Annotated in this window: 20 protein-coding genes; 9 read left to right on the top strand and 11 right to left on the bottom strand. The window is 63.3% G+C overall.

Annotation, left to right across the window (positions count from 1 at the left end):
* Positions 1-124: 124 nt before the first annotated feature.
* The 4 genes from PAN31117_RS22965 to PAN31117_RS22950 are packed head-to-tail and all read right to left on the bottom strand — an operon-like array spanning position 125 to position 3,849.
* Complete coding sequence (locus PAN31117_RS22965; protein WP_150740247.1) at positions 125-547, bottom strand: PPC domain-containing DNA-binding protein; 423 nt, start codon at positions 545-547, stop codon at positions 125-127.
* A complete protein-coding gene (locus tag PAN31117_RS22960) occupies positions 544-1,080 on the bottom strand; it encodes a PPC domain-containing DNA-binding protein (protein WP_246184549.1) in 537 nt (178 codons plus the stop codon). The genes PAN31117_RS22965 and PAN31117_RS22960 overlap by 4 nt, the downstream gene beginning before the upstream one ends.
* Positions 1,077-2,654: an acyl-CoA synthetase gene (locus PAN31117_RS22955; protein ID WP_150740246.1), complete on the bottom strand. Its 1,578-nt coding sequence runs from the start codon at positions 2,652-2,654 to the stop codon at positions 1,077-1,079. Before PAN31117_RS22955 ends, PAN31117_RS22960 begins: the two co-directional genes overlap by 4 nt.
* Before the next feature lie 28 nt (positions 2,655-2,682).
* Entirely contained in the window at positions 2,683-3,849 is a 1,167-nt protein-coding gene (locus tag PAN31117_RS22950; RefSeq protein WP_039400636.1) for an acetyl-CoA acetyltransferase, read from the bottom strand.
* Positions 3,850-4,523: 674 nt separating this feature from the next.
* Here PAN31117_RS22950 and PAN31117_RS22945 point away from each other — a divergent pair.
* The 3 genes from PAN31117_RS22945 to PAN31117_RS22935 all read left to right on the top strand — a co-directional run bounded on the left by PAN31117_RS22945 (position 4,524) and on the right by PAN31117_RS22935 (position 8,279).
* Positions 4,524-5,543 carry a TRAP transporter substrate-binding protein gene (locus PAN31117_RS22945; protein ID WP_150740245.1) on the top strand — a complete coding sequence of 340 codons (1,020 nt, stop codon included), beginning with the start codon at positions 4,524-4,526 and terminating at the stop codon, positions 5,541-5,543.
* A 15-nt stretch (positions 5,544-5,558) separates the two neighbouring features.
* Positions 5,559-7,421, top strand: a complete 1,863-nt coding sequence (locus PAN31117_RS22940) for a TRAP transporter large permease (RefSeq protein WP_246189230.1) — start codon at positions 5,559-5,561, stop codon at positions 7,419-7,421.
* A 102-nt stretch (positions 7,422-7,523) separates the two neighbouring features.
* Positions 7,524-8,279: an SDR family NAD(P)-dependent oxidoreductase gene (locus PAN31117_RS22935; RefSeq protein ID WP_150740243.1), complete on the top strand. Its 756-nt coding sequence runs from the start codon at positions 7,524-7,526 to the stop codon at positions 8,277-8,279.
* 45 nt (positions 8,280-8,324) lie between these two features.
* Here PAN31117_RS22935 and PAN31117_RS22930 read toward each other — a convergent pair whose 3' ends face one another.
* Positions 8,325-9,269 (bottom strand): LysR family transcriptional regulator, encoded by a 945-nt coding sequence (locus tag PAN31117_RS22930; protein ID WP_039400645.1) that lies wholly within the window; start codon positions 9,267-9,269, stop codon positions 8,325-8,327.
* 181 nt (positions 9,270-9,450) lie between these two features.
* Here PAN31117_RS22930 and PAN31117_RS22925 point away from each other — a divergent pair, with 181 nt between their 5' ends.
* Together PAN31117_RS22925 and PAN31117_RS22920 are read left to right on the top strand one after the other, a co-directional pair.
* Positions 9,451-10,725: a sigma-54-dependent Fis family transcriptional regulator gene (locus PAN31117_RS22925; protein ID WP_150740242.1), complete on the top strand. Its 1,275-nt coding sequence runs from the start codon at positions 9,451-9,453 to the stop codon at positions 10,723-10,725.
* 841 nt (positions 10,726-11,566) lie between these two features.
* A complete protein-coding gene (locus PAN31117_RS22920) occupies positions 11,567-12,727 on the top strand; it encodes a porin (RefSeq protein WP_039400647.1) in 1,161 nt (386 codons plus the stop codon).
* Between the two features lie 157 nt (positions 12,728-12,884).
* Here PAN31117_RS22920 and PAN31117_RS22915 read toward each other — a convergent pair whose 3' ends face one another.
* Positions 12,885-14,306, bottom strand: coding sequence for a gamma-glutamyl-gamma-aminobutyrate hydrolase family protein (locus PAN31117_RS22915; protein WP_150740241.1), 1,422 nt, complete (start codon positions 14,304-14,306; stop codon positions 12,885-12,887).
* Between the two features lie 440 nt (positions 14,307-14,746).
* Here PAN31117_RS22915 and PAN31117_RS22910 point away from each other — a divergent pair, with 440 nt between their 5' ends.
* Positions 14,747-15,028, top strand: a complete 282-nt coding sequence (locus tag PAN31117_RS22910; protein ID WP_150740240.1) for a YkvA family protein — start codon at positions 14,747-14,749, stop codon at positions 15,026-15,028.
* A 99-nt stretch (positions 15,029-15,127) separates the two neighbouring features.
* Here the strand turns inward: PAN31117_RS22910 and PAN31117_RS22905 are convergent, their stop codons facing one another.
* The 3 genes from PAN31117_RS22905 to PAN31117_RS22895 form a co-directional block, all read right to left on the bottom strand.
* Positions 15,128-16,102 carry a quinone oxidoreductase family protein gene (locus tag PAN31117_RS22905; protein WP_150740239.1) on the bottom strand — a complete coding sequence of 325 codons (975 nt, stop codon included), beginning with the start codon at positions 16,100-16,102 and terminating at the stop codon, positions 15,128-15,130.
* A 70-nt stretch (positions 16,103-16,172) separates the two neighbouring features.
* Entirely contained in the window at positions 16,173-16,586 is a 414-nt protein-coding gene (locus PAN31117_RS22900) for a methylglyoxal synthase (RefSeq protein WP_150740238.1), read from the bottom strand.
* A gap of 75 nt (positions 16,587-16,661) precedes the next feature.
* Positions 16,662-17,441 carry an SDR family oxidoreductase gene (locus PAN31117_RS22895; RefSeq protein WP_150740237.1) on the bottom strand — a complete coding sequence of 260 codons (780 nt, stop codon included), beginning with the start codon at positions 17,439-17,441 and terminating at the stop codon, positions 16,662-16,664.
* A 169-nt stretch (positions 17,442-17,610) separates the two neighbouring features.
* On the opposite strand from PAN31117_RS22895, the gene upp reads away from it, so the two are divergent.
* Entirely contained in the window at positions 17,611-18,261 is a 651-nt protein-coding gene (upp, locus tag PAN31117_RS22890; protein ID WP_150740236.1) for a uracil phosphoribosyltransferase, read from the top strand.
* A gap of 78 nt (positions 18,262-18,339) precedes the next feature.
* Here the strand turns inward: upp and PAN31117_RS22885 are convergent, their stop codons facing one another.
* Both PAN31117_RS22885 and PAN31117_RS22880 read right to left on the bottom strand, forming a co-directional pair.
* Positions 18,340-19,257 carry a DMT family transporter gene (locus PAN31117_RS22885; protein WP_150740235.1) on the bottom strand — a complete coding sequence of 306 codons (918 nt, stop codon included), beginning with the start codon at positions 19,255-19,257 and terminating at the stop codon, positions 18,340-18,342.
* 122 nt (positions 19,258-19,379) lie between these two features.
* A complete protein-coding gene (locus PAN31117_RS22880) occupies positions 19,380-21,017 on the bottom strand; it encodes a helicase HerA-like C-terminal domain-containing protein (RefSeq protein ID WP_150740234.1) in 1,638 nt (545 codons plus the stop codon).
* A 302-nt stretch (positions 21,018-21,319) separates the two neighbouring features.
* Here PAN31117_RS22880 and PAN31117_RS22875 point away from each other — a divergent pair, with 302 nt between their 5' ends.
* Both PAN31117_RS22875 and purD read left to right on the top strand, forming a co-directional pair.
* Positions 21,320-22,045, top strand: coding sequence for a YebC/PmpR family DNA-binding transcriptional regulator (locus PAN31117_RS22875; protein WP_150740233.1), 726 nt, complete (start codon positions 21,320-21,322; stop codon positions 22,043-22,045).
* A gap of 2 nt (positions 22,046-22,047) precedes the next feature.
* Entirely contained in the window at positions 22,048-23,325 is a 1,278-nt protein-coding gene (purD, locus tag PAN31117_RS22870) for a phosphoribosylamine--glycine ligase (RefSeq protein ID WP_150740232.1), read from the top strand.
* The last annotated feature ends 10 nt before the right edge of the window (positions 23,326-23,335 follow it).

Below are 23,335 nucleotides of genomic sequence, written 5' to 3'. Positions count from 1 at the left end.
TCGTCGCACCGTTTCAAAAAACAATGGGGAGTCCGCAGACTCCCCATTGACGCGCCAACCGCGCCTTTCACTACGCTCTCAATCAGGCCACCAATCAGGCTATAAACGGAACGATGGACGGCCGTCAGGCAGGCAACCACTCCTGCAACGTCACCTCGATGGTGATGAACGAGAGATTGCCGCCGCGCACGAAGCGTCCCGCGAACATGCGGCCCTCGGTGTCCGCCACCATGCCGTGCAGCATCGGCATGGTACTCGCCGAATCCGACACCCTCGGCCGTGCATCGACCTCACCGAACACGTTGAGGATCTCCACGCCGGGGCCGTTCACCACCTGCTCGCGCCAGCCATCGCCAGCGCGAAACGCCAGCCTCGCATCGATCAGACTCCCGACCGCGCCACGCACGATCGCGCGCGCAATCGCATGCTCGGCGCACAGCGCTTCGATGCTTTCCGTCAGATCCTGATTCGGCTTCAGACGCGCCACTACCAACCTGCCCAACGTGCCATTCTCGATGGCGACGGGAACATCCAGCGCGACGCTCATGACAGTTCTCCCGCCACCGGACGCAACAGATGGAACCGCGTCTCCTCGTCGTCGCCCGTCACGTAGCCACCGTGCGCAAAGAGACACAGACGAATCACCACCGGCTCGTCTCCGGCCCACGTGTGATCGAGAATCAGATGCCCGCCATGCAGCTCGCCCGACGGATCGGAAAAGCCCGCATGGCAATGCATCAGCGTCGCACCGTCGGCCGTTCGGCCCACGGTAATCGCGCCGCCGATCAGATCGACTTCGCGCATCTCGTCGACCGGCTGCCCATAGCCGAAGGGACGATCCGCATCCGTCGTGTTCTCGATCATGTGGTACCGCAGACCTCGCGCGGTCCCCGCACAGAAACGCCCGACGCCGCCGCCGTACGCATAGCGGGATAACGCCGCGCGCAAAGCCTCGCCGAGATTGGCACCAGTCCGGATCGTCACGCGCAGTTCGTGCTGCCCGCTCAACACGCAGTCTTCCACACGGGGTAACGTGGGGGCGCCTGCATGTCGATAGACCCGTGAAAGCGCAGGTTTCATAGTCGATAGTCTCCTTGCTCTTCGAGCATCGTCTTGATTTGCTTCTTCACGATCTTGCCGTAACCCGATTTGGGCATGGCACTCCAGAACACGAAGCGACGCGGCCACTTGTAGCGGGCAATACGCGCTTCGAGATGTCCGAGCAGTTCATCGGCCTGTGCGGCCATGCCTTCCCGGGCGACCACCACCGCGAGCCCGCTCTCGCCCCACTTGGGGTCGGGCACGCCAAGCACCGCGCACTCCGACACGCACGGATGCGTGAGCAGCGCTTCCTCGATCTCGCGCGGGTAGACGTTCGAGCCACCCGAGATGTACATGTCCGACGCACGGCCCGTGATGTACAGGAATCCCTGCGCGTCGACATGACCGAGGTCGCCGGTGTGGAACCAGTCGTCCTTGAACGCCTTGGCGTTGGCGTCCGGATTGTTGTGATACCCCATGAAGACGGCCGGACCGCGCACGCAAATTTCGCCCGACGCGAACGCCGGTTGGCGCTGTCCCTGCTCGTCCAGAATCGCCACCTCCATGCCGGTGCGCGGCAACCCGCACGTGCCCACGCGCGCATCGGGCGCATCGTCGTCATCGCTATGCAGCCACGGCGGCAGCACCGTGATATTGCCCGTCACCTCGCCCAGTCCGTAGTACTGGACCAGCACGCGCCCCAGCTTCTGCAACGCGTGCTTCTGATCGGCGCGGTACATCGGCGCGCCCGCGTAGATCACAAAACGCAGCGAGCTATGGTCGTAGCGGTCCACTGCCGGGTCTTCCACGAGCATTTTGACGATGGTCGGCACCGTGAACATGTTGTCGACCCGGTGACGCTCGATTGCCTGCCAGACCTGTTCTGCATCCATCTTCTCGCCCGGCAGCAACACGCTGGCCGCACCGCGCGCCGTGTTGACGATGGCGTGAATGCCCGCGCCATGCGAGAGCGGGGCAACGACCATCGAGCGGCTGCGATACGTGATGCCGGGCATCAGATCGGCCAGATGGTTGGTGACGACGAACGCCATTTGCCCATGCGAGAGCACGCCTGCCTTCGGATGGCCGGTCGTACCCGAGGTGTAGAAGAACCACAGCGGATCTTCGTACTCCACCTCCTCCTCGTACCCCGCTGCCCCCAGATGTTCGGCAACAAGCGTCTCGTAATGCAGCTCGCCCGCACGCGGCGCACCGAGGGCAATGACGTGGCGCAATGCGGGCGACGCCGCACGTACCGCATCGACGTGGCCTTCGAAACCCGTGTCGTAAATCATCACGCAAGCGCCGCTCGACTGCCCCAGATACGCCGCCTCGGGTGCGGTGATGCGGAAGTTCGTCGGCACCCACACGGCCCCGAGGCGAAACGCGATCCAGGCGCTCTCAAAAATCGGCAGGTTGTTACGCGAATGCACGAGCAACTTGTCGCCCTTCTTCACGCCGAGCTTGCGCAGCGCGTCGACCGCAGCGTTCACGCGGGCATCGATCTCGCCCCATGTCGCTACGTTGTCGCCGACGATCAAGCCCGGTTCGTCCGGGTGCCGCCGTGCGACGTCGGCCAACATCCGGCCGAGGTTCATGACCTTCTTGAGCATTTCTCGTCTCCTTGATGGCCCGGCACGCTTAGCGCGCTTCGAGAATGCTCACGTAGTTCGCCACGGCCGCGCCGCCCATGTTGAAGACGCCCGCCAGCTTCGCATCGGGAATCTGCATGTCGCCCGCAGTTCCCGTCAGTTGCATGGCCGCCATGACGTGCATCGAAACGCCGGTAGCGCCCACCGGATGCCCCTTCGCCTTCAGACCGCCCGACGGATTCACCGGCAGCAGGCCGTTCTTTTCCGTCAACCCTTCGGCGAGGACGCTCGCGCCCTGCCCCGGCTTGGCCAGCCCCATTGCTTCGTATTCGATGAGCTCCGCGATGGTGAAGCAGTCGTGCGTCTCGACCAGCGACAGATCCTTCAGCGAGACCCCGGCCACGCCCAGCGCCTGACGCCACGCATGCTGGCCCCCTTCGAACGCCAGCGGGTCGCGTCGCGAGAGCGGCAGATAGTCGTTGACCTGCACAGCGGCGCGAAAGCCCACTGCCTTGGGCATGCTGCGCGCGACGTCCGCCTTGGAGATGACCAGCGCGGCCGCGCCGTCGGACACCATCGAGCAGTCGGTGCGCTTGAGCGGACCGGCCACGAACGGGTTCTTCTCGGAGACGTTGCGGCAGAAGTCGTAACCGAAGTCGCGACGCATATGCGCATACGGGTTCACCGAACCGTTGCGGTGGTTCTTCGCGGCAATGCGCGCGAGCGCGTCGGACTGATCGCCGTAGCGATCGAAGTAGGCCTGTGCGATGGTGCCGAAAACGCCCGCAAAACCGCCGGGAATGCCAGCCTCCTCACGCGCATACGAACACTTGAGCAACACTTCACCGACCTGCGGCGTGGCGAGTTCGGTCATCTTTTCGAAGCCGATCACGAGCACGTGCGTGGCTTTGCCCGCTTCGATGGATTGCAGCCCGCCATGCACGGCGGCCGAACCGGTCGCGCACGCATTTTCGTAGCGCGTGGCGGGTTTGAAACGCAAGCCGGGAATGCGGTTGAAGATGAGCGACGACGGGAAATCCTGATACAGGAAGCCGCCGTTGAAGGTGCCGACGTGAATGGAATCGATCTGTTCGGGCGAAAGGCCCGCATCGTCGAGGGCGGCCTGGGCGACGTCGGCCAGCAGGACCTCGGCGTCGACGTTATCGAGTTTGCCGAACTGGGAGTGGGCCCAGCCGGTAAGGCATGCAGCAACCATGAAGTGTCTCCGGAAAATTGGGGTCATCCAGACTCCGGTGAGCAATTTCGATGCCAGATCCCTGCAAGACGTCTGTACGCGGGCAGCGCAACGCCTGATCTGTCACATCGACGGCCCGGTCAGTCGTCGTTGCGAGGTCGTTCCCTTGCCGCGCTTGTGGCGCCTATGCAATTGACGCAAGCGTAAAGCGGGAGTCGCTGGCCCATCAAGTGAATTCTGAAGCACACCGGATGAAGAAAATTTGCTGTGCCGCAGCAATGTCCAGCACGCCGAAATGCGTGCGACACCTGTCGCACCGGGCGCGGCGGCATTTGCGACAGGTGTCGCAAGGCGTCGGCGAAATGCGACAGGTGTCACACCCGCATGTTTGCTGTGTTCGGCCGAGCCTCGCACACGCAGCAAAACGCGCCACGCCCCCGACACCGCCGCGAAGGCTTGTTGCGCCTGATGAAAGGCCCGTGACAGGCGCACGGCGCACGCGCAGCACTCCCCCCGGGAATTCACTAATGCTTAACAACGTAAGGGTTTTCCCGTTCGGATGCCGAACTGGCATTCGATTTGCGTAAGATTAGCCAGCCACTTTTTCGAGTTGGCCGGGACGTTGCACGGCAACACGTGTGCACGCCTCGCGCTTCAGACGCAGTCACCAAACCAAAAAACAGGAGACATGCAGTATGAGCACCATGGATCGCCGCCACTTCATCAAGGTTGTGGCCGCCACATCGGCCGCCGCCGCTACGGGGTTGTACCAGACGCAGGCGCACGCTGCCGAATTCACGCTGAAGTTCGCCAATAACCTGCCGGTCAGCCATCCGATGAACATCCGCGCCAAGGAGATGGCGCAGAAGATCGCGGAGCAATCGAAAGGCCGCATCGACTTCCAGATCTATCCGAACAATCAGCTCGGCTCCGACAGCGACATGCTGAGCCAGATTCGCTCGGGTGCGATCGACTACTTCACGCTCTCGCCACTGATTCTCGGCACGCTCGTGCCTGCCGCGCAGATTTCGGGCGTGGGCTTCGCGTTCAAGGACTACGGTCAGGTGTGGGCTGCCATGGACGGCGATCTCGGTGCGCACGTGCGCGGCCAGATCTCGAAGACGACCGTGTTCGCGTTCGACAAGATCTGGGAGAACGGTTATCGCCAGATCACCACGAGCAGCCGTCCGATCAACTCGCCGACCGACCTCAAGGGCCTGAAGATCCGCGTGCCGACGAGCCCGCTGTGGACGTCGATGTTCAAGGCGTTCGATTCGTCGCCCACGTCGATCAACTTCGCCGAAGTGTATTCGGCCCTGCAAACGCACATCGTCGAAGCGCAGGAAAACCCGCTGGCGCTGCTGACCACAGCCAAGCTCTACGAAGTGCAGAAGTACGTCTCGATGACGAACCACATGTGGGACGGCTTCTGGTTCCTCGCCAACAAGCAGAAGTGGGAAAAGCTGCCGAAGGACCTTCAGGAGATTGTCACCGCCAACGTGAACGCTGCCGCCATGGCACAGCGCGACGACGTGCGCAAGCTCAACGATGGCGTGATGGCCGAGCTCAAGCAGAAGGGTCTGGTGTTCAACGCCCCGAACAATGAGCAGTTCCGCGACAAACTTCGCGCCGCCGGTTTCTACGCCGAATGGCACAAGAAGTTTGGCGACGAAGCATGGGCCATGTTGGAAAAGTACACTGGGAAGCTCGCGTAAATGGAAACGTTGACGATGACGGCCGAGCCGACGCACGCGCTCGCCCGCCTCTTCTGCCACGTCAACCGCGCGGTGATGAAAGTCACCGAGGCGGTTGCCGTGCTGCTGGTGGTGGCGGAAACTCTCATCCTGCTCGCGGGCGTGGTCTCGCGTTACGGGTTCGACAATCCGCTCACGTGGTCGGATGAGCTCGCGCAGATTCTGTTCATCTGGCTCTCGATGCTCGGCGCCGTGCTCGCCCTGGACCGGGGCGAGCACATGCGCTTGTCCGCCATCGTCAACAAACTTCCCGCGGCCTGGCGTGACTGGTTCCAGACCATGGCCGCGCTGACGGTGTGCGTGTTCGTCGCGCTCATCATCATGCCCGCGTACACGCATGCCATCGAACAGATGGACATCACCACGCCCGCGCTGGAAATCCCCGACGGGCTGCGCGCGGCCGCCCTGCCGGTGGGCGCGGCGCTCATGCTCATTGCCGCGATCTCGCGCATGGCGCGCTGCTCCAGTGCGCGTCAGTTCGGCCTCGGCGTGCTGTTCGTCGCCGCCCTCGGTGCGGCGCTCTGGCTCGGCCGTCCCGCGCTGATCGCGATGGGCAACTACAACCTGCTGATCTTCTTCGTGCTGATCGTCGGCGCATGCGTGGCCGGAGGCATTCCGATTGCGTTTGCCTTCGGAACCGCCACGCTCGCCTATCTGGCGCTCGTTACGGACGCACCGCTGCAAATCGTCGTCAGCCGCATGGACGAAGGCATGTCCGGCCTCGTACTGCTGTCGGTGCCGCTGTTCGTGCTGCTCGGCGCACTCATCGAGATGAGCGGTCTGGCGCGCAGTCTGATCGAGTTCATGGCGTCGTTGCTCGGCCACGTGCGCGGCGGCCTGCAATACGTGCTGCTCGGTGCGATGTTCCTCGTCTCGGGCATCTCCGGCTCGAAGGCGGCCGACATGGCGGCCGTCGCCCCTGCGCTCTTCCCAGAAATGCAGCGTCGTGGCTCGAAGCAGGAAGACCTGGTGGCGTTGCTGTCCGCCACAGGCGCCATGACCGAGACGATTCCGCCGAGCCTCGTGCTCATCACCATCGGTGCGGTGTGCGGTGTGTCGATCACGGCGCTCTTCGTCGGCGGCCTGCTGCCCGCCGTGATTGCCACGCTCGCCATCGTCGTGGTGTGCTTTGCCCGCTCGCGCAAGGAAGCGCCGAGCGCAGCACGTCGCGCACCGTGGGGCGTCATCGGCAAGACGTTTATCGTGGCGCTGCCTGCCCTCGCGCTGCCGATCCTGATCCGTACGGCGGTGATCGAAGGTGCGGCCACGGCGACGGAAGTCTCGACCATCGGTATCGCGTACACGATCGTAATCGGGTTGATCGTCCACGCCTTCAGGAAGCACCTGAACTTCAAACGCCTCTATCCGCTGCTCACAGAAACGGCCGCACTCTCCGGTGCGATTCTGCTGATCATTGGCATGGCGACGGCCATGGCCTGGGCGCTCACACAATCAGGTTTCTCCGCGAAGCTCGTCGGCCTGATGCATGGTGTGCCGGGCGGACAAGTCGGCTTCCTGCTCATCTCGATGGTCGTGTTTATCGTGCTCGGCAGCGTACTCGAAGGCATTCCGGCCATCGTGCTGTTCGGCCCGCTGCTGTTCCCGGTCGCCCGCTCGCTCGGCATTCACGACGTGCACTACGCGATGGTCGTCATCCTCTCGATGGGCATGGGCCTGTTCGCACCACCGCTCGGCGTGGGCTTCTATGCCGCGTGCGCCATCGGCAAGACGTCGCCCGACAAAGTGTTCAACCGGATGTGGACCTATATGGGCGCACTGCTCGTCGCTCTGCTCATCGTGGTCTTCATCCCCTGGATCTCGATCGGTTTCCTGAAGTAACGCCAACCCCTTAACGGTTTCGCGATATCACCGACGGGCTCCGCCGCGCTGCTGGCGGTGGGGCCCGTGCTGTAGCCATCAGTAAATTTAGGAGTCCATAGCATGACGGAGAAGGTAGCAGTAGTCACGGGCGGTGGAATGGGTATTGGCGCCGCCATTTGCGAACGTCTGATCAAAGATGGCATGACGGTTGTCGTGGCCGATCTGAACGAAGGCGCGGCAACCGAGACGGCCGCAGCGCTGAGTGCCTCGGGCGGCCGCGCGTGGGCGCTGGGCATGAACGTGGGTGAGGAGGCGTCGATTGCCGACGGCTTCGCGCAGATTGCCAAGCGGCACGGGCGCTGCGACGTGCTGGTGAACAATGCTGGCGTCGCCAAGACGTTCCCGTTTCTCGACTACCCGCTCGATCACTGGCATCAGGTCATGGCCGTCAATCTGACGGGCACGCTGCTGTGCGGGCAGCACGCCGCGCGGCTCATGCGCGAGCAGCGCTGGGGACGGATCGTTAATCTGGCGTCGGTCGCGGGCATTCTCGCCAGCGCAGGACGCACGGCTTATGGCACGTCGAAGGCAGCGGTGATCGGACTGACTCGCCAGATGGCCATCGAACTCGCCCCCTTCGGCATCACCGCCAATGGGATCGCCCCCGGCCCCATCGACACGCCGCTGACCAAAGTGCTGCACTCGGACGTTTCGCGCCGTCACTACACGGAGACGACGCCGCTCGGGCGCTACGGACAGCCGCACGAGATCGCCGGTGCGGTGAGCTTTCTCGCGTCGGAAGATGCGTCGTATGTCACCGGCCATATCCTGCCGGTCGACGGCGGCTTCGTCGCCGCCGGGATTCTGGAAATCTGACGAAGGCTGGCGCGACGAGATCGTCTCACGCCATTCCTTTTAGCCTCAGAGCACGCTGGTGTCCGGCAGATCGGGCACCAGCCTCGCGCCGGGCGCACGCTGCATCTCGCGCCACACGCTGCGCGCATTCTCCACGAACGTCGCCACGCACGGGTTGTGATTGTCCCGGCTCCATAGCAGCGCCACCTCGGCCACCGGCGCATTGCGCAGCGGCTTGAACACCGCATTGCCGGACGCACTCGCGCTGCTCATCGACATCGGCACCATCGCCACACCCAGCCCCTCCCCCACGAGGTTGATGATCGTCTGCTGAAGGTTCGTTTCGAGCCGGATGTGCGGCGAGAACCCGGAGCGACGGCAGTGGGTCACGACCAGATCGTAGACGAGCGGCGCGATCTCTCGCGGGATGCTCACGAACGACTCCTCGGCAAGCTGCGCGGCGTCGAGCACGCGCACCTTCGCCAGCGGGTGCGTGCGGGGAATCACCGCCACCATCTCTTCGCGAAACACCGTTGCCGTGTCGAGTCCGGTCAGATCTTCAGGGCGATACATGATGCCGACGTCGGTCTGGCCAGCGCGAACGGCTTCTGCCAGCAGGTTCGGCAGCGTCTCCGCAAGCTTCATGTCGACGCGCGAGAACGCCGCCGCGTACGTCCGCGTGAGCGCTGGCAGGATGTTGTATGCCGAGGACATCATGAAGCCGACCGTAATCGCGCCATCTTCCCCCCGGCTGGCCGCCACCACGTTACGACGCGCCCGATCGACGGCGTTGAGGATTTCCACTGCGTCCTGATAGAAGCGATTGCCAGCCCGCGTGAGACGCACGCTGCGATTCGTCCGCTCGAACAACTGCACACCCAGCTCCGCTTCCATCAAGGCGATCTGACGCGAGAGCGGCGGCTGGGAGATATGCAACTGCTGGGCCGCCCGACCGAAGTGCAGCGTCTGCGCGAGCACCACGAAGTACTGAAAATGGCGCAATTCAATCATTTGATACCCCTGAGGTATTAATAGCGCATCAATATTGTATTGGATGTTATGACTGCGCGGTCGTATCCTGCTTTGGCGGCAGGTCACCCGAGCCGGTCGCGACATAAAGAGACGTCAGGAATCGCCAGGCCACAAGCCACCGACGGCGCCCTTTCGTACCAATACGAGAAGGAGACAAGTCATGCCCGCTCACCTCGCTGTAGCGTCCGCCCCCGCTCGACCTGTCGGCCACGCCGCCCCCCTCGGCGCAGCCAGTGCCCATAGTGCCAATACCGCATTCAACAACATTGCCGCGCTTGCCGAGCGCGTCGTACGCGTGCCAGCCGCCTCCGCGCCCGCCCCGGCCTCCCGTCAGCTTCGCCCCGATTACCTCGCTATCGACGACCTGTGCGGCACCGATGCCCGCATGCGCGATCTGCTCGCGCGCGGCAAACGCTTCGTCGACCGTGGCCTGCCCGTGCTGATTCTCGGTGAGACGGGCACCGGCAAAGAGTTTCTTGCCCGCGCGTTACACGAGTACAGCGAGCGACGCAGACAATCGTTCGTTGCCATCAATACGGCGTCGCTGCCGGAGCATCTGATCGAGAGCGAGCTTTTCGGCTATCAGCGCGGTGCCTTCTCCGGCGCGTTGCCCGGCGGAATGAAAGGGAAGATGCAGCAGGCCGATGGCGGCACGTTGTTCCTCGACGAAATCGGTGACATGCCGTACGCGATGCAGACGCGTTTGCTGCGCGTGCTATCTGAACGTGAAGTCACACCGCTAGGGGCGAGTCAGCCGGTGCCGGTGGATGTCCAACTGATCTGTGCCACGCATCAGGATCTGGCGAGCGCCGTCGCACAAGGCACGTTCCGTGAAGACCTCTACTATCGGATTGCCGTCGGCGTGCTGACGCTGCCCACCTTGCGTGAGCGCGACGACAAGCGCGAGCTGATCGCCCGCATGTTGTGCGACGAATGGCCGGGGGTACCGATCGATAACGCGGACCAGGCGCTCGCGCGTGTGACGTCAGAGGCGCTCGCGTGTCTTCTCACGCATGCGTGGCCGGGGAATTTGCGTCAGATGCGCGCGGCATTGCGATACGCATGTGCCGTGATGAGTGGGGAGCTTTTGTGTGTGGACGATCTGCCGCCGGAACTCGCGTCGTCGCCTGCATCGCACTCGACGTACTCGGCGAATCGCCATGAGGCACCGCGCGACGTTCGGATCGAGGAAACGGCCTACGCTGCCAGCATTGCTTCGCACACGCAATATCGTGCACATGACGCGTCACACGAGCCGCACGATCAGGAACGCGAACGCATTCTGCAAGCGCTCGCACAGCATCGCTGGAACATTTCAGCGGCCGCGCGCACGCTGGGATTTTGTCGCGCATCGCTGTATCGCAAGCTCAAGCAGTTGAGCATTCCGCATGTTCGTGATTGCGGCGAAGCCCTCAGCACAAGGCACTACGCCTAGTTTTTTCCGACACGAAAATCGCAGGCAAAAAAAAGCGCGGCCAATGAGGCCGCGCCAAGGTTTGGAGACTTTTCACTCAACGCAAAAGTCTACTTCTCGCGGAACGTAGTATAGGTGTGCATCCGAAAATCATTGTCATCATTCGACGCAATGAATTATTCGGCGACTCGCAATAGTCCGTAAAACCCCATAAATAAAGGCCTTTTTGGCACGCGACGATTTCACGCGCTTGCCAACATCTCAGAAATGGCTCAATGCGCGCGAGTACGTGAGCCCCATGACCGCGAAATGGCAGCCACCTGACACGGCGATGAATCGCTCTCTATATAGCGACGTCGCACATCGCAGCAACGCACTCACTTCTTCACACAAATTCACATCGCACTTTTCACGCGATGCATCGCGCGTGCGATCTGTCACTGCGGTGTGCATTCACTGCGATGGAACTTAACGCGAATGTGCATGTCGCGCGCAAAACCAGTGCTGGCAATGCTTCGCGCGCGCTTTCACATGCACACCACACTGTGTCCCGAGCGCAACACACGTCGCTTGCATCGCAATTTCTCGCCTACGCTTAATCAAGCCAATCCCTTGTCCGACAACGCTTTAGGACGCGTCTCACAGATTCTTTTCATATCTGAAATAGATTCTTGCGGATTCTGAAATAGGCGGGAGTGGCAGTGACTCATACACTGCCCCCTGTCAACAGAGCAGTGCCGATAGCTGTACGGGTCCGCGAGTGATGAAGCGTGATGAATCGTCACCTCGACATGTTCTGTTTCGCCGCGTTCTGTTTACACGCGAATTCTGCGATTCGTGTCACGTTACTGGAGCTTAAACCATGAAAAAAACTCTTCTTGCCGCTGCCGTCGTTGGCGCGTTCTCGATGACCGCGCACGCTCAAAGCAGCGTCACCCTGTACGGCTTGATCGACGCTGGCGTCGCTTACACGAGCAACTCGACGACGTCGTCGGCTTCGGGTTCGAAGAACTTCCGTGCAACGAGCGGCCTGATCAACGGCAGCCGTTGGGGCCTGAAGGGCTCGGAAGACCTGGGTGGCGGTAACAAGGCCATCTTCGTGCTGGAAAACGGTTTCTCGATCAACAACGGCACGTCGGGCCAAAACGGCCGCATGTTCGGTCGTCAAGCCTTCGTTGGCCTGCAAAACGATCGCTTCGGCGCTGTGACGATCGGTCGTCAGTACGACTCGCTGGTCGACTACCTGGCACCGCTGACCCTGAACGGTTCGTCGTTCGGCGGCACGATCGCTTCGCACCCGTATGACAACGACAACACGAACAACTCGTTCCGTGTGAACAACTCGGTCAAGTACTCGAGCGCCAACTACAACGGCCTGACGTTCGGCGGCCTGTATGGCTTCTCGAACAAGGCTGGCGACTTCGCCAACAACCGTGCATTCAGCGCCGGCGTGAACTACGCAAACGGCCCGCTGACGGTGGCTGCTGCTTACTTGGAGCGTCAAGGCAATCCGGGTAACAACAACGGCACGGGCGCTGTCGACACGTCGGCAGGTGGTGATTCGGTGTTCCAGTCGTCGAAGCAACGCGTCTGGGGTATCGGTGGTAACTACGCCTTCGGCCCGGCAACGGTCGGCCTGGTGTACACCCACACCCAACTGCAAGGTCTGACGGGCCTGAACTACAACAGCACCGCTGTTGCTTTCGGCAACGACGGCCTGAAGTTCGACAACTTCGAAGTCAACGGTCGCTACATGCTGACCCCGGCAGTCTCGCTGTCGGCCGCGTACACGTACACGATGGCCAAGCAAGATTCGACGGACAAGAAGCCGAAGTTCCACACCGTTACGCTGCAAGCTGACTACCGTCTGTCGAAGCGCACCGATGTGTACCTGACGGGTTCGTACCAGCACATCTCCGACAACGAAGGCACGGGCCTCCAAGCCGGTGTCGGCGCTGCCGGCGGTATGTCGTCGACCAGCTCGCAAACCGTTGTGGGCACGGGCATCCGTCACCGCTTCTAAGCATCGAAGTGGCGTGAGCACCGACAGTCGTATCGCGGTGCTCCTGACATGAAAATGGCAGCCTTCGGGTTGCCATTTTTTATTGTGCGAACGTATTGCGGTATTACCGGGACACTACGGCGCTGTTTAGAACAGCGCCGCCCGCCGCCTCATCACATCAGAAACGCGTCTCGCGAGCGGCACGCAGGAAGTTGTCCAGCACCGGCGTGCAATCCAGAAACTCCGGACCGCCTGCGCGGTGGAATTCCGGGTGCCACTGCAAGCCCATCACGAACGGTGCCTTGCGATAGCGAATCGCCTCCACCACACCGTCCTCCGCAGACACCGCCTCCACGCTCAGATCGCGCCCCAGCGTCTTGACCGACTGGTGGTGAATCGAGTTGACGATCGGCACGTCGACCGGCGCCAGCATCTGCGCGAGCGACGAACCTTCCGGGAATGTCAACGTGTGACGATTGTGCTCGTACGTTTCCGTGACGTGCGGGATTGCTTCGGGCAAATCCGTCGCAATGTCCTGATGCAACGTGCCGCCGAACGCCACGTTGATCAGTTGACAGCCACGGCAGACGCCGAGAATCGGCTTGCCCTGCTCGACAAACTCATGGAGCAATTCGAGTTCGTACATGTCGCGCATGCGGTCGCCCTGCCATTCGTGACGCGTCGCCACTTCCGAATAGGTGAGCGGCGAAACATCCGCCCCGCCCTGCAAGACCAACCCGTCGAGGTGCTTCGCATAATCGTGCAGACGGATGTGGCTCGGGTGAAGCAAGCCTTGCGTGTCTACCGTCGGAATCATGAAGACGAGCACGTCGCGCGACATCACCCAGTGCGCAATCGACTCTTCGAGGTATTGCAGCGTTTTGCTACGCAATCCCTTCGAACCGGGCTCCGGATGGAAGATACGGGCCGAGATGCCGATCTTCAGCGTGCGTTGCGTGATGCGCTGACCGGCGCGGTCGTACCAGGCACGGAAGCGAGCGGACATGATCCGGCGCAGCACCGACCACGGCGAGTCGCCCGCTTGCAAGTACGACGGCTGACCGCCCATCGACGCCGGACTGCCCGGACGCGGCCCGGTCGCGCCGAACGACGGCTGATGCGGTGGCTCGCCACCGCCGCCCGTACCACCACCCGCGCCACCGGCAGCACCGGCCCCCGTCTCGCCGACGTTGCCCCCGGCACTCCCCACACCGGCCGCCTTCACGTAGTCGCCCGATTTCGGAACGGGTGAGCCGATCGGATTACGGTCGGACGCCACTTCGGCGGCCGGGGCGGGCCTGGCGGCAGGCGCGCCCGACGTCGGCGTCTCAGCCTTCGAATCGTCCGACCCATCGGATCGCACCGCGCTGCCTTGCTCGGCAGGCGGCGCAGGACGTGTGAGCGTGTCGGGATTGGGCGGCATATCGCCAGAACCTTCGGCCGTACCGGCCACCGGCTTTGCCGTGGGATGCGGCGTCGCGAGCGACGCGGGCTCCACGTACTCGGACGAACGCGTTGCAGGCGAGGTTGCGCTCTTACTCGTATCGGATTCGGGCTTGGACGGCTGCTGCGGCGATTTCGGATCTTGAGCGTCGGTCATGATGGCGTTTGGATGCGTCCGAAAAAAGGTGGACGAAGGGGGAAAGTAGGATTGACCACGTCGGCCCGGGAATTATCCCGCCGCCACAATCCCACCGCAACCGCTATCCCAGACGCCCCTTTTTGCAGGCCCCCGCGACTTCAGCCGCGCCATCGCCCGCTTCCCCGCTTCCCCGCTTTCCCGTTTCCCCGCATCGATGAAACCGTCTCGACCGGGCGATGTCTTAATTGATTGTTACGCATGGGATGCAGGCCAGCGGCGGTTGAGCGCGGCTCGGCACACTGCACGCCGTTTGCGTATAATCGGTTGAAATTGCACGACATTCAATCGATATTGAACGAAATTCGTGTCGATTGAATGAAATCGCCTTTCGGCGTCCAACGTTACCCCGGCCCCGACCGAGGCTTTCCGGCGGACGCATTGGTACCAGGAGTTTGCAAGTGAAGCGTTTTCTTCGTCTGTGGCAAATCGCCCGTCATGATTTCCGCGTGCTCTGGCATGCGGTCCGTGACCCGCGCCGTCCGCGCTGGCTGTTGCCTGCCGTGGTGTTGCTCGCCGTCTATCTGCTCAGCCCCATCGATCTGATCCCTGATTTCGTGCCGGTGTTCGGTTTGCTCGACGACGTGGTCGTGATCGGCATGGTGGTCCACTGGCTCATCAAGCGCCTGCCGGTCGATGTGCGCGAGGACGCGCGTGCGCATGTGTTCACTCAGCGGGCCTGATGGTCGCTGACGGGCGCGCATCGCAGGAAACAAAAAAGGACGCCGAGGCGTCCTTTTTCATTGGCATCGCGCAAAACGTGCAAAACGCGCGCGATTGGCTCAGGGCATTAACAACGTCGACCCGGTGGTCTTGCGGGCTTCGAGATCGCGATGCGCCTGTGCGACGTCGGACAGTGCGTAACGCTGATTGACCTCGATCTTGACCGTGCCCTTGCCGACGACATCGAACAACTCGTTGGCCGTGGCGTCCAGATCGGCACGCTTGGCGGTGTAGTTGAACAGCGTGGGACGCGTGAAGAACAGCGAGCCGCGCGACACCAGATCCGCCGTGTTGATTTGCGTGACGGGGCCGGACGCGTTGCCGAAGTTCACCATCGTGCCCAGCGGACGCAGGCAGTCGAGTGAGCCGATGAAGGTGTCTTTGCCGATGGAGTCGTATACGACCGGCACGCCTTCGCCGCCGGTGATCTCTTTCACGCGCTCGACGAAGTTCTCGCGGGTATAGACGATGGGGTAATCGCAGCCGTGCTGGCGCACCAGCGCGGCCTTCTCATCCGAGCCGACGGTACCGATCACCGTCGCGCCCAGCGCTTTCGCCCACTGACACACGATCAGCCCCACGCCACCGGCGGCCGCGTGAATCAGAATGGTGTCCCCGGCCTTGACCGGATACGTGCGACGCAGCAGGTACTGCGCCGTCATGCCTTGCAGCATCATGGCGGCGGCCTGATCGTCGCTGATGTTATCCGGCACGCGCACCAGCGGTGCGGCGGGCATCACGCGCGCCTGCGAGTAAGCGCCGCACGGTCGGCTCGCGTAGGCCACGCGGTCGCCGGGCTTCACGTGCGTCACACCCTCGCCCACCGCCTCGACCACGCCTGCGGCTTCCATGCCGAGCCCCGCAGGCAGCGGCTGCGGATACAACCCGGTGCGGAAATAGACATCGATGTAGTTCAGCCCGACGGCGTTATGGCGCACGCGCGCCTCGCCCGGACCGGGTTCACCGACTTCGACATCGACCCACTTCATCACTTCGGGGCCGCCGTTCTGTTCGATGCGAATGGCTTTCGTCATGGTCGTCTTCCTCGCTCCTTTCTGTCTGAGTAGTGTCTTGCTGCGGCGTTGCCGTCGACCGTGTCGACGCTCAAGCGGATGGTTGCGCAGCCAGCCGCACGATCAACTGTTCGAGCAGCAGACGCGCCGTCGAACTGTTGGTCGCGCACGGTACGTTGTGCACGTCGCAAGCGCGCACCAATGCGTTGATGTCGGGTTCGTGAGGTTGCGGCGTCATGGGGTCGCGCAGGAACAGCACCATGTCCACACGTCCCTCGGCCAGTTGTGCGCCGATCTGCAAGTCCCCGCCGTGCGGGCCCGAGAGCATGCGCTCGACGTCGAGACCGAGTTCCGAGGCGATGCGCCCGCCGGTCGTGCCCGTCGCGACGAGTTGGCACTGACGCAGCACCTCGACGTAGTCACGAGCGACCGCGAGGATTTCGTCCTTCTTCTTGTCGTGCGCGATCAGCGCAATTCTTACCTTGGGTACCGTCGAAACCGTCATGAATGCGAGTCCTGAGTGCCGATAAGCACCGATGAGTGCGGTGATTGCGATAAAGGGGATGCGCCGTGGCGCGGTTTAGAACGTGCCGGGGTAAGCCCCGCCGTCGATCAGCACGTTTTGTCCGGCAATGTAGCCCGCGTGCGCGCTGCACAGGAATGCGCAGGTCGCGCCGAACTCCTCGGGCTGACCGAAGCGGCGCGCCGGAATCGCGGCGGCGCGCTTGCTGCGCGTGTCCTCGACACTCTGACCGCTCTTGGCCGCCGACGCCTGCATCGTCGCCGTCAGACGATCGGTGTCGAACGCGCCCGGCAGGAGATTGTTGATGGTGACGTTGTGCGACACGGTGGTGCGCGCCAGCCCGGCGACGAAACCCGTCAGTCCGGAGCGTGCTCCGTTGGACAGCCCGAGAATATCGATAGGCGCTTTCACGGCGGACGACGTGATGTTCACAATGCGCCCGAAGCCCCGCGCGATCATGCCGTCGACCGTGGCTTTGATCAGCTCGATGGGCGTGAGCATGTTGGCATCGAGCGCGCGAATCCAGTCGTCGCGCTGCCAGTCGCGGAAGTCGCCCGGGGGCGGCCCGCCCGCGTTCGTCACGAGGATGTCGGGCTGCGGGCAGGCAGCAAGCGCTTGCGCACGGCCTTCCGGCGTGGTGATGTCGCAGGCCACGGCGGTCACGTTCACGCCCGTGGCCGCACGGATGTCGGCGGCGGCGGCGTTCAGCGCGTCGGCCGTGCGCGCCACGATCACGACATTGACACCGGCTTCGGCCAGCGCTTGTGCGCAAGCGCGCCCCAGTCCCTTGCTCGCGCCGCACACCAGCGCGGTGCGGCCCTTGATTCCCAGATCCATGTTCTGCCTTCAAGACAAGTGATGCGTTGGTCGTTGGCCGCTGTGCAGCCGTCTTGCAGCGATTCTAAGTCGAAACCCGGACCGGCATCGTCCGCATCGGCTAAAATCGCGGCCATGCGGGCCGAACCCAGTCATACCGATTCGGCGGCCCAGCCCCAAATTGCCTGCCATGAAACAAGACACCCGATTCCCGAACCTCTTCATCTGCGATCACCCGCTGATTCAGCACAAGCTCTCGCACATGCGCGACAAGGAAACGTCGACGCGCACGTTCCGCGGACTGCTGCGGGAGATCACGCTGCTCATGGGTTACGAAATCACGCGCGACCTGCCGCTCACGACCGAGCGCATCGACACGCCGATGGTGGAGATGGACGCCCCGGTCATCGCGGGCAAGAAGCTCGCCATCGTGCCCGTGCTGCGCGCCGGCGTCGGCATGAGCGACGGGCTGCTCGATCTGGTGCCATCCGCACGTGTCGGCCACATTGGCGTGTATCGCGACGAGCAGCATCGTCCCGTCGAGTATCTCGTGCGTCTGCCCGACGTGGCCGACCGCAGCTTCATCCTGTGCGATCCGATGGTGGCGACCGGCTACTCGGCCGTGCACGCCGTCGATGTGCTCATCAAGCGCGGCGTATCGCCCGAGAACATTGCATTCCTCGCACTCGTGGCCGCCCCGGAAGGCGTGAAGGTGCTGCTCGACGCGCATCCGGGCGTGAAGCTCTATGTCGCTTCGCTCGACGAGCGTCTGGACGACCATGCATACATCATTCCGGGTCTCGGCGACGCAGGCGACCGCCTGTTCGGCACCAAGAACTGATGGAACGATGAAAAAAGCCCCGGTCCTGCCGGGGCTTTTGCTTTGGGGAGCGTCCTGCTGCGTCTGCCTTATGCCGCCTTATGCCGCCTTGCGTCGCGTAGCCAGCGCCACGCCGATGGCCGCCAGCACCATCCCCGCCCACGCCAGCGGCGGCATATGTTCCCCGACCATGAGCCACGCCGCGAGCGCCGCCGAGGGCGGCACGAGGAAGAACAGCGCCGACACGCGCGACGCCTCGCCGCGCCGGATCATCGCCAGCAGCAACGAGATCGCGATAATCGAGTTGCCGATCACCAGATAGACGAGCGTCAGACCGAGTTGCCACGTCCACGCGACGTGCATCGGTTCGAGCCACCACGCAAGCGGCAGCGTCGCCGCGAACCCGACGAAGTACTGCACCAGATTCGAGGTCACCGGGTGCTGGCCCACACCGAAGCGCTTTTCGTACAGCGTGCCGCACGTAATCGCGCCGAGCGCCACGAACGTCAATAGCAGCCCGACGGCCGACGTCGCCTCCACGGCCGAGCGCGCCACGATCACCAGCGCCGCCCCCGCCAGCCCCAGACCGAGCCCGATCCAGTTCAGCCCGCTCACGCGCTCGCCCACCAGGTGCGGTACCGCCAGCGCCACGAGAATCGGTTGCAGCGACGTGATCAGCGCCACACTCCCCGCCGACACGCCGAGTCGCAGCGCCAGATACGTCATGCTGAAATACAGCGCCTGAATCAACAGGCCGATGACGATGAGATGGCCCCATGCGGCCGCCGTCTTCGGCAAAGGCGGGCGCATGACGACCGCCAGCGGTGCCAGCACCACGAGCACCAGCCCGTAACGCAACGCCAGAAAGGTCAGCGGATCGGCGTACTCCAGACCGATCTTGGCGACGGTGAAACCGACGGACCACAGGAACAGGAAGATGAGCGGTGCGGCGCGCAGCCACAGCGGGTCGTGTGCCACGCCGGTTCGCACCGGCTCCAGCGAAGATTTGAGGGACATCGGCGAGTGAGCGACCTTTTATTGTTTGACCGGAACCGGATCTGCAACACGGGCAAAGAAGACGCGAGAGGCGAGAGAACGCGGGCGCGCACTGCACGCCCGCATCCGCGTCAGTATCAGCCTTACCGGCGCTTGTTGCCGCCCAGAATGCTGCCCAGCACGCCGCGCACGATTTCGCGTCCGAGCTGACTGCCGACGGTGCGCATCGTGCTCTTGACCATCGCTTCGACGGGCGAGTCCTTGCTGCGCGACCCGCTACCGCCCAGCAGACCGCCGAGGGAGTCGAGCCAGCCACCGCCTCCACCGGTTCCGGCGGGTGCGCCGCCCGAAGGCGTCGGCGTGCCGTCCGGCTGGCGTGAGTCCGTGCGCCCCACAAGCTTCTCGTAAGCCGACTCCCGGTCGACGGCGTTTTCGTACACGCCCGCAACGAGCGAACTGGCCATCAACGCAGCGCGCTCCTGCGGCGTGATCGGCCCGATACGTGACGCCGGCGGCGAGATGTAGGCACGCTCCGTGATGGCCGGACGTCCCTTTTCGTCGAGCAGCGACACAAGTGCCTCACCGACACCCAGTTCGCCGATCACCGTCTCGATGTCGAGCGACGGATTGGCGCGCATTGTCTGCGCAGCGACCTTCACCGCCTTCTGGTCGCGCGGCGAATAGGCGCGCAACGCATGCTGCACGCGGTTACCCAACTGGCCGAGCACCGTGTCCGGCACGTCGACCGGGTTCTGCGTCACGAAGTACACACCGACACCCTTCGAGCGAATCAACCGGACCATCTGCTCGATGCGTTCGAGCAAGGGCTTCGGCGCTTCGTTGAATAGCAGATGCGCCTCGTCGAAGAAGAAGACGAGTTTGGGTTTATCGGGGTCGCCCACTTCCGGCAGGCGCTCGAACAGCTCAGCGAGCAGCCACAACAGGAACGTGGCATAGATGCGCGGGGCGGCCAGGAGCTTGTCCGCCGCGAGAATGTTGACGATGCCGCGTCCCTGCGCGTCCGTCTGCATGAAGTCTTCGATGTTGAGCATCGGCTCGCCGAAGAACTTGTCTGCGCCCTGTTGCTCCAGCGTGAGCAACCCGCGCTGGATCGCCCCGACCGACGCGGCCGAGATATTGCCGTACTGCGTGGTGAAGTTCGACGCGTTGTCGCCCACATGCTGAAGCATGGCGCGCAGGTCCTTGCTGTCGAGCAGCAGCAGACCGTTATCGTCGGCGATTTTGAAGACGAGGTTGAGCACACCGGTCTGCGTCTCGTTCAGGCCCAGCAGGCGAGAGAGCAGGAGCGGTCCCAAATCGGAGATGGTGGCGCGCACCGGGTGGCCCTGCTCGCCGAAGACGTCCCACAGCGTGGCAGGGCTGCCGTGCCAGTCGGGGGTGTCGAAGCCGAGGTTGGCGATGCGCTCCTTGAGCTTGGGCGTCTCGACGCCGGGCTGCGTGATGCCCGTCAGGTCGCCTTTGACGTCCGCCATAAAGACGGGCACGCCAATGTCCGAAAACGCTTGGGCGATGACTTGCAGGGTGACGGTCTTGCCGGTGCCGGTCGCACCGGTGATGAGCCCGTGGCGGTTGCCCATCGCGGGCAGCAGGCCGAGCAGGTGCTGTGCGTTGCGCGCTATCACCAGCCCTTCGCCGGACTCGTGAGCGGAACTCGCTGACACAGTGGATGTTGCGACGGGTGAGACGGGAGCGGCCGACGCGGGGGCGACGGCTGGGGTCGCGGTGAACGACGCTTGCGACGGCACGGGCTTCTTGGGCATGAGCGACCTCTGCGGTAGACGCGGCGTGGCTCGTGACACGGCGCAGCAAACACCCGTGGCACGGTGCGGCGGCATGATAAAATTGCCTCCGATTATAGCGGCACAGGTTGCCGCTCGGACTGCACCGCCCCGAAATGCCCCACGTGATCGACAGGATCCGTGCGAGACGACGGGGCGGCGAGGCAATCGGCGCCCGCGACCCCCATGGTGGCGGGCGCTCCCGTTTCAAAGGTTGGCCGCGCCGGACTGCGCAGGCTGGCAGAGCATACTTCGCCGCTCAGCGCGGCACGACGGAGAAATTCATGGCGGGTCATAGCAAATGGGCCAACATCAAGCACAAGAAGGCTGCGGCAGATGCCAAGCGCGGTAAAGTCTGGACACGTCTGATCAAGGAAATCACGGTCGCGGCCCGTCTGGGCGGCGGTGACGCCGACAGCAACCCGCGCCTGCGTCTGGCCGTCGAAAAGGCTGCCGACGCGAACATGCCCAAGGACAACGTCAAGCGCGCGATCGATCGCGGCGTGGGCGGTCTGGACGGCGCGAACTACGAAGAAATCCGCTACGAAGGCTATGGCATCAACGGCGCGGCCGTGATCGTCGACACCATGACGGACAACCGTGTGCGCACGGTGGCCGAAGTGCGTCACGCCTTCTCGAAGTTCGGCGGCAACATGGGCACCGACGGCTCGGTCGCCTTCCTCTTCACGCACTGCGGTCAGTTCCTGTTCTCGCCGGATACCCCGGAAGACAAGCTCATGGAAGTGGCGCTCGACGCCGGTGCGGACGACGTCATCACCAATGAAGACGGCAGCTTCGAAGTGGTTTGCCCGCCCAACGACTTCCAGTCCGTCAAAGACAAGCTCGAAGCCGCTGGCCTGAAGGCAGAAGTCGCCGAAGTGACGATGAAGCCGCAAACCGAAGTGGAATTCACCGGCGACGACGCCGTGAAGATGCAAAAGCTGCTCGACGCGCTCGAAAACCTCGACGACGTGCAGGAAGTGTTCACCAACGCCGTCATCGGGGAATAAGTATGAAGATTATGGTTGTCGGCTCGGGCGGCCGCGAACACGCGCTCGCGTGGAAGCTTGCCCAATCGCCGCGTATTCAACTGGTCTATGTCGCACCGGGTAACGGCGGCACGGCGCTCGACGAGCGTCTGCGCAACGTGCCGATCAGCGATCCGAACGTGCTCGCCGAATTCGCCGCACGCGAAGGCATCGCGCTCACGGTCGTCGGCCCGGAAACGCCGCTCGCCGCCGGTATCGTCAACATCTTCCGCGCCCGTGGCTTGAAGATCTTCGGACCGACGAAGGAAGCCGCGCAGCTCGAATCGTCGAAGGACTTCGCCAAGGCGTTCATGAAGCGCCACGGCATTCCGACTGCCGATTACGAAACGTTTGCCGACGCAGCCGCCGCTCACGCCTACATCGACGCCAAGGGCGCGCCGATCGTCATCAAGGCCGACGGTCTGGCCGCCGGTAAGGGTGTGGTCGTGGCGATGTCGCTGGAAGAAGCGCACAACGCCGTCGACATGATGCTCGCGGACAACAAGCTCGGCGATGCCGGTGCGCGCGTGGTGATCGAGGAATTCCTGCAAGGCGAAGAAGCCAGCTTCATCGTGATGGTCGATGGCAAGAACGTACTGCCGCTGGCCACGTCGCAGGATCACAAGCGTCTGCTGGATAACGATCAGGGCCCGAACACGGGCGGCATGGGCGCTTACTCGCCCGCGCCGATCGTCACGCCGCAGATTCACGCGAAGGTGATGCGCGAGATCATCATGCCGACGGTGCGCGGTATGGAGACCGACGGCATTCGCTTCACGGGCTTCCTCTACGCCGGTCTGATGATCGACGCCGACGGTAACGTCAAGACGCTCGAATTCAACTGCCGTATGGGCGACCCGGAAACGCAGCCGATCATGGCGCGTCTGAAGGGCGACTTCTCGGTGGTGGTCGAGCACGCGATTGCGGGCACGCTCGACAAGATCGAACTCGACTGGGATCGTCGTTATGCGCTGGGCGTGGTGCTCGCCGCGCACGGCTACCCGGACACGCCGCGCAAGGGCGACCGTATTTCGGAAGTCCCGGCGGAGACCGACGAATGCGTGACGTTCCACGCGGGCACAGAGCTCGAAGACAACGTGCTCAAGGTCACGGGCGGACGTGTGCTGTGCGTGGTCGGCCTGTCCGACACGGTGCGCGGCGCGCAGAGCGTGGCGTACCAGACCGTCAATCAGATCAACTTCGACGGCATGCAATATCGCCACGACATCGGCAATCGCGCACTCGCGCGCAAGCCGGAATAAGTTGCCAGCA

It is taken from the genome of Pandoraea anapnoica, assembly GCF_902459765.1.
In the GTDB taxonomy this organism is placed as follows: Bacteria; Pseudomonadota; Gammaproteobacteria; order Burkholderiales; family Burkholderiaceae; genus Pandoraea; species Pandoraea anapnoica.
Note: the sequence above shows the minus strand (reverse complement) of the source record. Positions and strands in the feature narration are given on the sequence as shown.

Bases quoted from the DNA above. Each gene is read 5' to 3' on its own strand.
- PAN31117_RS22965 (WP_150740247.1), bottom strand. From the start codon at position 547: ATGAGCGTCGCGCTGGATGTTCCCGTCGCCATCGAGAATGGCACGTTG.
- PAN31117_RS22960 (WP_246184549.1), bottom strand. From the start codon at position 1,080: ATGAAACCTGCGCTTTCACGGGTCTATCGACATGCAGGCGCCCCCACG.
- PAN31117_RS22955 (WP_150740246.1), bottom strand. From the start codon at position 2,654: ATGCTCAAGAAGGTCATGAACCTCGGCCGGATGTTGGCCGACGTCGCA.
- PAN31117_RS22950 (WP_039400636.1), bottom strand. From the start codon at position 3,849: ATGGTTGCTGCATGCCTTACCGGCTGGGCCCACTCCCAGTTCGGCAAA.
- PAN31117_RS22945 (WP_150740245.1), top strand. From the start codon at position 4,524: ATGAGCACCATGGATCGCCGCCACTTCATCAAGGTTGTGGCCGCCACA.
- PAN31117_RS22940 (WP_246189230.1), top strand. From the start codon at position 5,559: ATGACGGCCGAGCCGACGCACGCGCTCGCCCGCCTCTTCTGCCACGTC.
- PAN31117_RS22935 (WP_150740243.1), top strand. From the start codon at position 7,524: ATGACGGAGAAGGTAGCAGTAGTCACGGGCGGTGGAATGGGTATTGGC.
- PAN31117_RS22930 (WP_039400645.1), bottom strand. From the start codon at position 9,269: ATGATTGAATTGCGCCATTTTCAGTACTTCGTGGTGCTCGCGCAGACG.
- PAN31117_RS22925 (WP_150740242.1), top strand. From the start codon at position 9,451: ATGCCCGCTCACCTCGCTGTAGCGTCCGCCCCCGCTCGACCTGTCGGC.
- PAN31117_RS22920 (WP_039400647.1), top strand. From the start codon at position 11,567: ATGAAAAAAACTCTTCTTGCCGCTGCCGTCGTTGGCGCGTTCTCGATG.
- PAN31117_RS22915 (WP_150740241.1), bottom strand. From the start codon at position 14,306: ATGACCGACGCTCAAGATCCGAAATCGCCGCAGCAGCCGTCCAAGCCC.
- PAN31117_RS22905 (WP_150740239.1), bottom strand. From the start codon at position 16,102: ATGACGAAAGCCATTCGCATCGAACAGAACGGCGGCCCCGAAGTGATG.
- PAN31117_RS22900 (WP_150740238.1), bottom strand. From the start codon at position 16,586: ATGACGGTTTCGACGGTACCCAAGGTAAGAATTGCGCTGATCGCGCAC.
- PAN31117_RS22895 (WP_150740237.1), bottom strand. From the start codon at position 17,441: ATGGATCTGGGAATCAAGGGCCGCACCGCGCTGGTGTGCGGCGCGAGC.
- upp (WP_150740236.1), top strand. From the start codon at position 17,611: ATGAAACAAGACACCCGATTCCCGAACCTCTTCATCTGCGATCACCCG.
- PAN31117_RS22885 (WP_150740235.1), bottom strand. From the start codon at position 19,257: ATGTCCCTCAAATCTTCGCTGGAGCCGGTGCGAACCGGCGTGGCACAC.
- PAN31117_RS22880 (WP_150740234.1), bottom strand. From the start codon at position 21,017: ATGCCCAAGAAGCCCGTGCCGTCGCAAGCGTCGTTCACCGCGACCCCA.
- PAN31117_RS22875 (WP_150740233.1), top strand. From the start codon at position 21,320: ATGGCGGGTCATAGCAAATGGGCCAACATCAAGCACAAGAAGGCTGCG.
- purD (WP_150740232.1), top strand. From the start codon at position 22,048: ATGAAGATTATGGTTGTCGGCTCGGGCGGCCGCGAACACGCGCTCGCG.